Origin of the sequence: Mesobacillus jeotgali (assembly GCF_014856545.2) — a bacterium.
Lineage (GTDB): Bacteria > Bacillota > Bacilli > Bacillales > Cytobacillaceae > Mesobacillus.
Map to the genome: position 1 here is coordinate 3,574,531 of NZ_CP109811.1, position 12,856 is coordinate 3,587,386.

Below are 12,856 nucleotides of genomic sequence, written 5' to 3' on the forward strand. Positions count from 1 at the left end.
ACAAAAAAAACGGACGAGTGTGACGTCCGCTTTTTGGATTGAAATATTAAGCGTTTACTTTAAGCTTCTTGAATTCTTCAGTAAGCATTGGAATAACTTCAAATAAATCGCCAACAATGCCATAGTCTGCAACTTTGAAGATATTTGCTTCTGGATCTTTGTTGATTGCGACAATGACCTTGGAGTTGGACATACCTGCAAGGTGCTGGATTGCTCCGGAAATACCGGCAGCGATGTATAAGTCTGGAGTTACGACTTTACCTGTCTGCCCGATTTGCAGTGAATAATCACAGTAGTCAGCATCACATGCACCACGTGACGCTCCAACAGCTCCGCCAAGAACGTCAGCAAGTTCCTTCAATGGCTCGAAGCCTTCTTCGCTCTTCACACCGCGTCCGCCTGCTACTACAACTTTTGCTTCGGAAAGATCTACACCTTCAGTTGCTTTACGGACAACATCCTTGATAATTGTTCTAAGATCTTTAATCTCTGCAGAAACAGTTGAAATCTCACCCGACTTACCTGCATCCTTTTCAAGTGGAGCGATATTATTTGGACGGATTGTCGCAAACACTAGTCCATCGGTAACAATCTTCTTTTCAAAGGCTTTACCAGAATAGATTGGACGAGTGAATACAAGGTTGCCGCCTGCTTCTTCAACCGCTACAGCATCAGAGATCAGGCCTGAACCCAATTTGCTCGCGATTTTAGGAGCAAGATCCTTTCCAAGTGATGTATGACCAAAAATGACTCCTTCTGGACTTTCCTGCTCGATGACAGCCATCAATGCTTGTGAATATCCATCTGGTGTATATTGTGCAAGCTTGGCATCTTCTACTGCCACAACTTTGTCAGCACCATACTGGTATAGGTCGTTCCCTAATGAGCTTACAGACTCTCCGATCAATACTCCAACTACTTCTCCGCCCTCAGCAACTGTTTTTGCAGCTGCAATCGCTTCGAAAGAAACATTTCTAAGTTGTCCGTCACGTGCTTCTCCCAATACTAATACTTTTCTCGCCATTTGATTTACCTCCTGCGTATTTATTCTTCCTTTATGTCTTAAACGACTTTCGCTTCTGTGTGAAGCAGGTTGACAAGTTCCTTAACCTGATCAGCAAGTTCGCCTTGAAGGACTTTTCCTGCCTCTTTTTGCGGAGGAAGATAAATTTCGATTGTCTTTGTCTTAGCTTCTACATCGTCCTCATCCAGATCAAGATCATCAAGCTCAAGCTCATCAAGCGGCTTTTTCTTTGCTTTCATGATTCCTGGAAGAGATGGATAGCGAGGCTCATTCAGCCCCTGTTGTGCAGTTACAAGAACAGGAAGGCTTGTCTCAATGACTTCTGAATCCCCTTCTACGTCTCTAGTAATTGTAGCAGTAGTTCCGTTGATCTCTAGTTTCGTAATCGTTGTTACATAAGGCATTCCCAGCTGTTCAGCAACACGAGGTCCTACCTGGCCAGAACCGCCATCGATTGCGACATTTCCGCCAAGGATAAGGTCAGCTTCTTTATCCTTAAGGTATTCAGCAAGGATTTTTGCAGTTGTGAACTGGTCGCCGTCTTCAACGTCATCTTCGATATTGATCAATACCGCTTTGTCTGCTCCCATAGCCAAAGCTGTACGCAGCTGCTTCTCTGTTTCTTCATTGCCTACAGAAACGACAGTAACTTCGCCGCCGTGAGCGTCTCTTACCTGGATTGCTTCCTCAATCGCATATTCATCGTAAGGATTGATGATGAATTCAGCGCCATCTTCATTAATCTTGCCGTTTGAGATCGTGATTTTTTCTTCTGTATCGAATGTCCTTTTCATTAGAACGTAGATATTCATTTGTTCCCCTCCTAAGTATTCAAACATTTTAGCTGTTCTAAAGATTAGAAAAATTTATTTTAAAAAAATTTGCTGCTAAAAGGTTTGCTTATCTGCCTTTAAAATCAGGCTGCCTTTTTTCCAGGAATGCCTTGATTCCCTCCTGGCCGTCCTCCGACAGGAAGACATCGCCAAAATACTTGGCTTCTTCCTTAACACCTTTGTAAAAGGATTCATGCTTGGAATAGTTCAATAGTTTAATAGCTGCGCCCAGGGAAACTGGACTCTTTTTCGCAATTTTCCCGGCAAGCTTGTATGCGTTTTCAAGCAACTGTTCCTCAGGATAAGCATGGTTGGCCAATCCATATTGGACTGCTTCCACACCAGTGATGGGGTCGCTTGTAAACAGCATCTCGGCCGCTCTTGCTGCGCCCACATATCTTGGCAGTCGCTGGCTGCCTGCAAACCCTGGAATCAGACCAAGCTGCAGCTCTGGCAATCCCAATTTTGCGCTTTCGGCTACAAGGCGGAAGTGGCATGCCATTGCAAGCTCCAGGCCGCCGCCCAATGCCGCTCCATGGATGGCAGCGATAATCGGCTTTGGAAAATGCTCCATACGCTCGAAAAGATCCTGGCCATATTCAGCTAGTTTGGCAAAATCTTCTCCGGTTTTAATAGTGGTGAATTCTTTGATATCCGCTCCTGCAGAGAAGAACCTGCCTTCACCATGGATTAATACAACCCTGATTTCTTCATTCCCCTCGATCTCATCCAATACTCCTGAAATTTCTTTCAGCAGCCCGGATGCTAGGGCATTCGCCGGCGGACGGTCAATCGTGATCGTGGCGATCCTGTCCTCCGCAGACCATTTAAGATACTCCACATTTTCCCCTCCTTTTACATGAAGGCAAGTTTCGCATCCTGGAAAATCTCCTTTCTGCGAAACTAGCCTTTTTCCCCTGCCTTTTCCGCTTACTGGCATTCAAAGTGCCGGAAAGCCGGGAAAGACGTGATTAAAGGACCGGTTTGGTGTCCTGGTAACCGCAGCCATTGATTAGCAGCTGGTGTACCGCTTTTGCCAGGTCAGTAAGATTGTATTTCTGTTCATTCATTACCCATGAAGTCGCAGTTTCATCTACTGTACCAAAAATCATCTGCCTTGCAAGACGCAAATCCAGGGAGCTTGAAAACTCTCCATTCTCTATGCCTTCCAAAATGATTTTGTCGATCAGCATTAAGTAGCCCTTAAGCACCTCGTTGATTTTATGCCGGAGATCCTTATTTGACTGCCTTAGCTCCAGCTGGGTTACAATTGCAAGATGCCGGTCATCTGAAAGAATCTTAAAATGCGTTTCGACCAACATATATAATTTCTCTGTTGCTGTTTGTTTTCCTGCAATTTTTTCTTCAATACTTCCCACGAAGTAACCCATTTTCTCCTGGAACAGAGAAATCAGTATGTCTTCCTTATTCTTGAAATACAAATAAATGGTCCCATCAGCCACTCCAGCCTGCTTTGCTATTTTAGAAACCTGCGCCTGGTGGTAGCCGTTTTCTGCGATAATGACCACTGCTGCGTCAATTATTTGCATATATTTCGGCCTGTTTTTCTTCATTTCTTTCACTCCCGCTCCAGGAAAAGCACAAGCATTAAATGCTACAGTGGCACACTCCCGTTTACGATTTTTGTCTGCAATACTATCCACTGAATGAATCGTCATTCATATTTTTATAATAGTATTCACTCACATTTCTGTCAAGGAAATGTGTTTCATTTGGACAAGCCTTCTCATTCAAAAAGAAAGAGCCGATATTGGGAGCCGGCTTTTTAAGTTAAGCTCGCTTCTGCTGGTCTTCCTGGTTCTTTGCTTTCTCTTCATCCACCAATGCTCTTCTAAGAATCTTACCTACCGCTGTTTTGGGAAGTTCTGCCCTGAACTCATACAATCTTGGCACCTTGTATGCGGCAAGATGTTTTCGGCAATATTCATTCAGTTCATCTTCTGTTGCTTGTGCACCTTCCTTAAGCACGATATATACTTTTACCGTTTCGCCTCGATATGGATCCGGTATGCCTGCTGCTACTGCTTCCTGAACAGCTGGATGCTCATAAAGGACTTCCTCGATCTCACGCGGGTAAATATTAAATCCTCCGGCAATGATCATGTCCTTCTTCCGGTCAACAATATAAAAATATCCTTCCTCGTCCATATAGCCAAGGTCTCCGGTCAAAAGCCAGCCGTCCTTAAGCACTTGCTCCGTTTCTTCCGGCCTGTTCCAGTAGCCTTTCATTACCTGTGGGCCCCTGACTGCTATTTCGCCAATTTCACCAGGCGGAAGCGGTTCTCCGGTTTCCATTGAAAGGACGACAGAATCCGTATCCGGCCAAGGAACACCTATGCTTCCTTTTACCCGCTTTTTATCCCATAGGAAGTTGGCATGTGTAACCGGGGAGGATTCAGTCAGGCCATAACCCTCAACAAGCTTTCCGCCGGTGACTTCCTCGAATTTCTCCTGTACCTCTACTGGCAGCGGTGCTGAACCGCTAATACATGAATCAATCGAAGACAGGTCATATTTTTTAATATCTGGATGATTCAACAGGCCAATGTAAATGGTAGGTGCGCCAGGGAAGAGTGTTGGCTTTTGTTTTTGTATCGTCTTCAATGTCGTTTCAGGGTCGAATTTCGGTAAAAGTACCATTTTCTGGCCCTGCATGACAGAAAGAATCAATACTGCCGTCATACCATACACATGGAAAAATGGCAGGATTCCCAGGACTGTCTCTTCACCCTCTTTACATTTGTACAGCCAGGCATTGCTCATTGCCGCATTCGCAATCAGGTTTTTATGAGTCAGCATGACTCCTTTCGGAAACCCTGTGGTTCCTCCGGTATATTGCAACAAAGCCAGGTCAGCTTCAAAGTCAGTTTCATATTCTTTTATGTTTCCAGCCGGTTGTTTCATAATTTCGGTAAAAAGATGATTCTGGCCTTCATGCTTCACGTTTACGATGATGCCATATTGTTTTTTCTGGATGAATGGATAGACAAGATTTTTTGGGAAAGGAAGATAGTCCTTGATAGCGGTTACAATTACATTCTCTAAATCCGTATTTGCGATGACCTTTGACACCCTAGGGAATAATATGTCGAGCGTGATGATTGCCTTAGCCCCGGAATCCTTCATCTGGTATTCAAGCTCTCGTTCCATATACAAAGGGTTCGTTTGGACGACAATACCGCCGGCCATCAGGATTGCGTAGTAACTGATGATAGACTGAGGAGTATTTGGGAGCATGATCGCAACCCTGTCTCCTTTTTCAATTCCCAGGTCTTGCAAATAAGCAGCCAGTTTTTTCGCATAGTTGTAAACTTGCTTGTACGTCAGTTCTTTGCCCATGAAGTGGATAGCGATCTTATCAGGGTATTTTTCAGCAGTATGCTTTAAATAGTCCTGGACCGTTGCCTCCTTAAGGTCCAAATGAGCAGGGATTTCTGGAGGGTATTGCGACAGCCATGGCTTTTCTACTTCCATCTTGTTGCCTCCTTATTTAAAATTTTTTGAAAATTCTATCTCTCATTATAATATAATGGTCTTTTTATGACAATTAGAATAGTTTTTTGGAGGATTATAGGGACAAACACCCAAGTCTGGTGGAATAACACGTTGATTTCCACTCCAGACAGTTCGCTTTCCGCGGGCGTGGCGGGGAGCCTCCTCGGCGCAAAATGCGCCTGTGGGGTCTCCCCAGCCCCTCACTCCCGCAGGACATTGATTGAGCTTCCTCGAACCTGCCCACGCACGATGGAAATGCGTTAGCATTTTCGGAGGAGTTTACGTGCCTTCCGTTCCAATCAACTAGTGCCCGTTTCCCAGAAGATCTAGCAGCCAACTCCTTACACTATTCTGTTCAACCAAAAAAGCTAAAATAAATAAAAAAAGGCTGTAAATCAGAAGGTCAAATTAATACCTTTTATTTACAGCCCTTTCAAATCACTATACAAAAAACATCATATAGACTATGCCGACTAACAGGAATACTCCGCATAGAATCAGCAATATTTTAGCCAGTTTTTCCATTCTTTAGATCCCCCTGTTAAATTCCTGCGCCGATGATATAAGACAGGCCGATGGAAATGACCATGGATATCAGGCCTACTGCACGGTTGTCGTTTTCTATTTCCTTATCGATGTTGAACTTGGGTGTCAGGAATTCAAAAATAAAGTATCCGATCAAAAGCAGGATGAAACCGAAAACTCCCCAGCTGATCATCGTAAGCAGTGAATCATGCTGATTGATGGAATGGCGGAATATATTCGCTACACCGAAGATTTTCCCGCCGGTGGCCATTGCAACGGAAATATTGCCTTTTTTGATTTCTTCCCAATTGCGATATTTTGTCACTAGTTCAAAAACAGCAAGGAATACGACGATGCAGAGAATCGATACACTGTAGTAGCCAGCTGTCACTATAAATTCATTTTCCCAGAAATGATCCATATCCATTCTCCCTGATAAAAATTTACCCCACTGCCTATTATAAAGTGTTCAGACAGGGATTTACATTTATTTAGGCTTTTTGGGCAAAACTTTAAAGCTTTCAACGAACAATGAGCGTTTTAACCGTAACGTTACTTGAATTCTACTACAGTCACACCTGTTCCGCCTTCTCCTGCATCGCCGAATCTTATTTTCTTGACCGAACGATGGTTGCGAAGGTATTCCTGGACTCCCTGCCTTAATGCTCCAGTTCCTTTGCCATGGATGATATTGACCCTTGGGTAGCCGGCGAGCAAGGCATCATCGATATATTTCTCAACCCTCATAAGAGCATCTTCATAACGCTCACCCCGGAGGTCCAGCTCAAGGCCGACGTGGAAGTCCTTACCCTTCACGATCGCGAGCGGCTTTGTTTCTACCGGCTTAGGAGTATTGAGATATTCCATATCCGATTCTTTGACTTTCATCTTGAGAATGCCAATCTGCACTTGCCATTCTTTCGCATTGACGCGCTCGACAAGATGTCCTTTTTGGTCAAATGTCAGAACCTTGACCTCATCTCCAGCCTTGAATTCGTGCTTTGCCGGTTTCGCTTTGCCTCCGCCTTTTTTACTCTGGCTAAGCTCAGGAGTCGCTTCGCTAAGGCGTCTCCTGGCATCAATTAATTCATGTTCTTTGATTTCGGCTCCTTTTTCGAGCCTTAGCTTGCGAAGGTCGCGAATGATTTCTTCAGCTTCTTCCTTTGCTTTTTCCACAATGGAAGCTGCTTTACCTTTTGCCTTTTCGGCTAGTTCTTCTTTTTTCTGATAATACTCAGCCGTCTGCTTTTGCAGATCCATATGCAGGTGTTCTGCATCTTTTAACAATTGATGCGCTTCTTCCCGGTCTCTCTCTGCCTGCTTCCGGCTTGATTCAAGGGAAGCAATCATATTTTCGACCTCATTGCTGTCTGCGCTTATATAGGATCTTGCTGTATTGATGACCGACTCTCTTAAACCCAGCCTCTTGGAGATTTCGAAGGCATTGCTTCGGCCTGGCACGCCGATCAATAGTTTATAGGTAGGGCTCAGTGTTTCGACGTCAAATTCAACACTCGCATTGGTGACGCCTTCCCGGTTGTAGCCGTAGGCCTTTAACTCTGGATAGTGAGTTGTCGCAATCACTCTTGCACCGCGCTGATACACTTCGTCCAGGATCGAGATAGCCAGAGCGGCTCCTTCCTGGGGATCCGTGCCGGCACCCAGCTCATCGAAAAGCACAAGGCTATTGTGATCAACCTTTTCAAGGATATCTACGATATTGACCATATGGGAGGAAAAAGTACTTAAACTTTGCTCAATCGACTGTTCGTCACCGATATCGGCATAAACTGAGCCAAAAACTGCCACCTCAGAGCCATCAAGAGCGGGAACCTGCAACCCGGCCTGCGCCATAAGAGTACAAAGTCCGACTGTCTTTAAAGTAACGGTTTTACCCCCGGTATTCGGACCGGTGATTACGATTGTCGTATAATCATCACCCAAAGTGATAGTATTAGGGACTACTTCGTCCATCGAGATCAATGGATGCCTTGCCTGGAAAAGGTTGATTCGGCCGTCATCATTGACTTTTGGTTTCGAGCCCTTTATCTTTCTACCGTATCTTGCTTTCGCAAACATGAAGTCAAGCTCGCCCATGATGCTTACAATCTGCAGGAGTTCATCATGGTGATCGGCGGTTAGTGCTGAAAGCTCAGAAAGAATCCGTTCGATTTCCTGCTGTTCTTTTACACGGATGCTCTGAAGCTCGTTATTCAGCTGGACAACAGATTGAGGCTCAATGAAAAGAGTCTGTCCTGATGAACTCTGGTCATGGATGATTCCGCCGTAATGTCCACGGTATTCTTGTTTTACTGGAATGACAAAACGGTCGTTCCTGATGGTGATGATGGCATCCGAAAGCATTTTAGCCGCGTTAGAGGAGCGAATCATACTTTCTAACTTTTCTCGCACCCTTGATTCCCTCGTACGTATCTGCTGCCGGAGCGATCTAAGTGCTTCACTCGCACCGTCAAGAACTTCGCCGCCTTCATCGATCGCATTCCGGATCGATTCTTCCAAATTCGCCAGCACGACGATCCCTTCCGTATAGTTCAGAAGAATAGGTACTTCTGTAACCTCCTGCAGATCGTCCACAAAGCGCTTCATCTGTCGACTTGCATGGACAGTGCTTGCCACCTGGACCAGCTCAAGCGGACTGAGCATCCCGCCAATTTGCGCCCTTTTCACATGCGGCCTAATATCATGGATCCCGCCTAACGGTACATTTCCTTTTAGTCTCAGAACCTTTGCTGCTTCATCTGTTTCTTCCTGCAAACGGGATACTTCCGAGAAATCAACAGAAGGCATCAAAGCAATTGCTTTTTCCCGTCCTAACGATGATGAGACGTGTTCAATCAGTTGGTTCCTGATTTTATCAAATTCAAGTGTTTTCAAAACTCGCTGCTGCACAAAATTTCCTCCTTCTTCTTAATCGAAGGTTCTTTTTTAGGTTCCTATAAAATAGAAACTTTATTTATTACGGCCGTGCAGGAATTCTAGCAATCCGTTCAAATCCAATGCATTCAGGACGGATGATTCCTTGATCCAGCCTTTCCTTGCGGCTGTTACGCCTATCTGCATATGCTCTAGCGTATCCACTTTATGTGCATCTGTATTAATGACAAGCTTGACTCCTTCTTCCTGAGCTTTCCTGAGGTGTTCGTATGCAAGGTCAAGTCTGTTCGGGTTGGCATTCAATTCAAGTGCTGTATTTGTTTCTTTTGCCAGCTGAATCAGCATGTCGATATCAACTGAATATCCTTCACGACGTCCGATCAGCCTTCCAGTCGGATGGGCGATGATATCCACATGGGCATTTACTAGAGCAGTCTTCAAACGATTCATGATTTTTTCGGTTGGCTGGGAAAAAGAAGAGTGAATCGATGCAATGACCAAGTCGAGGTCTGCAAGCAAATCATCTTCAAAATCCAATGAACCATCCGGTAAAATATCCATTTCAATACCCGTTAAAATTGTGAAGTCATCGAACTTTTTGTTCAGTTCTTTCACTTCTTCAATTTGCTTTTTGAGGCGTTCCGGCGTCAGGCCGTTCGCTACCTTCAAATACTGGGAATGGTCGGTGATCGCCATGTATTTATAGCCTCTTGCGATACAATCCTTTGCCATTTCCTCGATGGAATGGCCGCCATCGCTCCACGTTGAATGCATATGAAGATCACCTTTAATGGCCTCCAGGGTTATAAGTTTCAAATCTTCTTTATATAGCTCGACCTCCGAGCCGTCTTCCCTTAACTCAGGCGGGATGAAAGGAAGACCGAAATACTGGTAAAATTCCTCTTCCGATTTGAAAGTGGTGTTTTCACCTGTTTCTACATTTTCTACACCATATTCGCTGATCTTTTCTCCTTTTTCCTTCGCAAGCTGCCTCATTCTCACATTGTGGTCTTTTGAACCAGTGAAGTGATGGAGCGCAGTAACAAATTCTTCCGGATCAACAAGGCGAAAGTCGACGTTTACATCATAATCCAGACCAAGTGTGACCGATACCTTCGTATCGCCAGCAGCGATAATTTCTTTGATTTTTGGCAGCTTGACCAGTTCGTCCTTCACAGCCAAGGGCTTTTTTGTAGCAATGATAAAGTCCAGATCCTTGATCGTCTCTCTCATCCTCCGCAGGCTGCCAGCTTTTGAGAATTGTTCGATATCCTCTATTTTTTGAAGATATGACTCAATTAATTCCGCAACTGGAAGCATATAAGCAAGCGGCAAGCGATCTGGCCTTGTGCCAAAGTTCTCGATCGCAGCAAGAATTTTTTCTTCCGATTTCTTGCCAAATCCTGCTAGGTCACGGATTTTTCCTGCCTTCGCAGCTTCTTCAAGGTCATGGATACTTTCCACACCAAGCTCCTTATATAACTTGGCAATCTTCTTCCCGCCCATTCCCGGCAGCTGCAGGAGCGGAATCAGCCCGCTTGGCACTTCTTCCTGCAATTCCTTCAGTTCTGTTGACTGTCCTGTATCCATAAATTCCTGGATCACACCAGCAGTGCCCTTTCCTATTCCTTTGAGTTCAGTGAGCTCACCCATCTCGGACATGCTGCGCTCATCCCCCTCAAGAGCAGCCGCGGCTTTACGGAATGCGGAAACCTTGAATGGATTTTCACCTTTTAATTCCATATATATAGCGATCGTTTCAAGTAATTGTACGATATCTTTTTTATTCACAGACATGATGTCCACCTGCCTTTTCAATTTCTCGACCGGATTATGCCGGACGCAGTCATTGTCTTCTATTTTATAGAAAACAAGCCCAGCTGTGAAATTAAATGAAAAATTTCAGGGTGTAGATTTAAAAATAGCCTGTATGTAAGCAGTTTTCTCTATGGTTATTTCTTTCCATCCACTGGCGAGCCTTTATGTAAAAGACCCAGTAAAAGAAAAAACTTCTCCGCAACAGAGAAGTTATGCAGCCATATGTTCGATCCAAAGTTGTTTAATTTGCTGGGAAAATACTGGGGTATTTTTTATGATATTTTCGGCTAGAATTGAATCGTTCAGAGGTCCCTGAACAGCCTGGATCGGCAATAAAGCAGCGATGTATAGAACGATAAACAAAAGCAGGTAAACTTCGACAAAGCCGAGGAACCCTCCGGCCCAGACGTTCAATTGCTTGAGAATTGGAAGGTGGGCGACAAAATCAAGCATCGAACCGATGATCTGGAGCAGAATTTTCACGGCAAAGAAAATGGCTGCAAAAGCAATTGCCCGGTAATATGCATCTTCTAAATTGGCATTCTCAAATAGCAGGTTCAATGTTGTATTGCTGCCAAGATTCGGATATGGAATCCACAGAGTCAGCTTTGGCGCAAGCTGGTCATAGTATATGTACGCAACGATAAAGGCTGCGATAAATCCAGCCAAATGGATGGTCTGCAGGATGAACCCCCTCTTCAATCCTACGATGAAGCCAATAAGCAAAATAGCTAATACAGCAAGATCAAGCATTCATTTTTCAGTCCTTTAACCTTTTAATTTCCGCTTCGAGCGATTCTACACGATCTTTCATTTTTATGTAATCATTAACGGCATTCACAGCCGTCAACACAGCTAATTTACTAGTATCAAGTGAAGGATTCGCTGAACCGATTTCTCGCATTTTATCGTCTACCATCGAGGCAATGAGCCGGATATGGCTGGTGCTTTCTGAGCCGACTATTGTGTATTGCTGTCCGTATATATCGACAGTCGACCGATTTTTTTTTGTGTCTGACAACATTTATGCCCCCATTCATAAGAATCCTATCTTATACTATAACATGAACGTAAAACGCTGGGAAGTATTTGCCTGTCAGATCAGTATGTTTTTTGGAAGAAAATGTCTAACTTTGAAAAGGCAAAACAGGGAGTGTAGAGAAATGGGAAATAGTGTCCTTCAGAAAAATCCGGAAGAAATCAATAAGATGAAAGAGTATTATCGTAAATTTCTAATTGATAAGCTTCCCCCCGGCAGCGTTTTTGCAGCCAAAACTCCTTCCTGTGCCATCACTGCCTATAAATCAGGAAAAGTACTGTTCCAGGGAAAAGATGGCGAGGCCGAGGCAGCAAGGTGGGGGACAGCAATGGCGCCTTCTGCTAAAAAAGCAGCCGCACCAGTTCCAGGATCGCATTTACCCAAGAATATAAGCGAAATGTCCATCATTGGTTCGGACGAGGTTGGCACGGGCGACTTCTTCGGCCCAATCACTGTTGTTGCTGCCTATGTCAGGCGGCAAGATATACCCGTATTAAAGGAACTAGGAGTCCAGGATTCAAAAAACCTCAAGGATGATAAAATCATCGAGATCGCCAGGCAGCTTGTAACCTTTTTGCCCCACAGCCTGCTGACACTGCACAATGAAAAGTACAACCAGATGCAGATGAAAGGTATGTCGCAGGGAAAGATGAAAGCCTTGCTGCACAATCAGGCGATCAATCATGTTCTTGAAAAAATTGCCCCTGAAAAACCTGAAGCGATTCTAATTGATGAATTCGCAAAAGAACCCATTTACTTCGCCCATTTGAAGGGCCAGCGGAAGATCATCCGGGAGAACGTCCTGTTCAGCACAAAAGCAGAAGGAATTCATCTCGGTGTGGCAGCAGCTTCGATGATTGCCCGCTACGCGTTTGTCCGTCACTTTGAGAACCTGAGCAAACGAGCAGGATTCACGATTCCGAAAGGTGCCGGCGCAGCCGTGGATAAAGCAGCGGCCAGGCTGATCCTTGATAAAGGTGTCGATGTATTGCCAGAATTCGTTAAACTTCATTTCGCCAATACTGAAAAAGCGAAGAAGATTGCGAGGATTTAGAGCGGTTTTTTCTGGAATAAATAAGCCGTTTTTTCCAGTTCGTGGAATTATTGGGGATTTTCGCGGGAATCCCCCGCATAATCGTGGAATCCTATGTGCCAGCCGCTCTATCAGAGCTATATCTGACTAATTTCAGTTTGATTTACGCGGGT

At 44.6% G+C, this 12,856-nt stretch carries 11 protein-coding genes; 1 reads left to right on the forward strand and 10 read right to left on the reverse strand.

The window, feature by feature from the left end:
* Positions 1–46: 46 nt before the first annotated feature.
* The 10 genes from FOF60_RS18355 to zapA form a co-directional block, all read right to left on the reverse strand.
* Positions 47–1,024 (reverse strand): electron transfer flavoprotein subunit alpha/FixB family protein, encoded by a 978-nt coding sequence (locus tag FOF60_RS18355; protein ID WP_192471455.1) that lies wholly within the window; start codon positions 1,022–1,024, stop codon positions 47–49.
* Positions 1,025–1,062: 38 nt separating this feature from the next.
* Positions 1,063–1,836 carry an electron transfer flavoprotein subunit beta/FixA family protein gene (locus FOF60_RS18360; protein WP_192471454.1) on the reverse strand — a complete coding sequence of 258 codons (774 nt, stop codon included), beginning with the start codon at positions 1,834–1,836 and terminating at the stop codon, positions 1,063–1,065.
* Positions 1,837–1,924: 88 nt separating this feature from the next.
* On the reverse strand, positions 1,925–2,698 hold the full coding sequence (locus FOF60_RS18365; RefSeq protein ID WP_192471453.1) for an enoyl-CoA hydratase: 774 nt from the start codon (positions 2,696–2,698) through the stop codon (positions 1,925–1,927).
* Positions 2,699–2,828: 130 nt separating this feature from the next.
* Positions 2,829–3,431 carry a fatty acid metabolism transcriptional regulator FadR gene (locus tag FOF60_RS18370; protein WP_167832747.1) on the reverse strand — a complete coding sequence of 201 codons (603 nt, stop codon included), beginning with the start codon at positions 3,429–3,431 and terminating at the stop codon, positions 2,829–2,831.
* 217 nt (positions 3,432–3,648) lie between these two features.
* The gene (locus FOF60_RS18375) at positions 3,649–5,352 is read right to left on the reverse strand and encodes a long-chain-fatty-acid--CoA ligase (protein ID WP_192471452.1); all 1,704 of its coding nucleotides are present in this window, start codon (positions 5,350–5,352) and stop codon (positions 3,649–3,651) included.
* A gap of 562 nt (positions 5,353–5,914) precedes the next feature.
* Positions 5,915–6,319, reverse strand: coding sequence for a DUF350 domain-containing protein (locus FOF60_RS18380; protein WP_192471451.1), 405 nt, complete (start codon positions 6,317–6,319; stop codon positions 5,915–5,917).
* 131 nt (positions 6,320–6,450) lie between these two features.
* Entirely contained in the window at positions 6,451–8,808 is a 2,358-nt protein-coding gene (locus FOF60_RS18385) for an endonuclease MutS2 (protein ID WP_192471450.1), read from the reverse strand.
* A gap of 60 nt (positions 8,809–8,868) precedes the next feature.
* Positions 8,869–10,590 (reverse strand): DNA polymerase/3'-5' exonuclease PolX, encoded by a 1,722-nt coding sequence (polX, locus tag FOF60_RS18390; RefSeq protein WP_192471449.1) that lies wholly within the window; start codon positions 10,588–10,590, stop codon positions 8,869–8,871.
* A gap of 231 nt (positions 10,591–10,821) precedes the next feature.
* Positions 10,822–11,364 carry a CvpA family protein gene (locus tag FOF60_RS18395; RefSeq protein WP_192471448.1) on the reverse strand — a complete coding sequence of 181 codons (543 nt, stop codon included), beginning with the start codon at positions 11,362–11,364 and terminating at the stop codon, positions 10,822–10,824.
* A gap of 7 nt (positions 11,365–11,371) precedes the next feature.
* Entirely contained in the window at positions 11,372–11,632 is a 261-nt protein-coding gene (gene zapA, locus FOF60_RS18400) for a cell division protein ZapA (RefSeq protein WP_192471538.1), read from the reverse strand.
* A gap of 142 nt (positions 11,633–11,774) precedes the next feature.
* Between zapA and rnhC the strand changes: the two genes are divergently transcribed.
* Positions 11,775–12,704: a ribonuclease HIII gene (rnhC, locus tag FOF60_RS18405; protein WP_192471447.1), complete on the forward strand. Its 930-nt coding sequence runs from the start codon at positions 11,775–11,777 to the stop codon at positions 12,702–12,704.
* Positions 12,705–12,856: the final 152 nt, after the last annotated feature.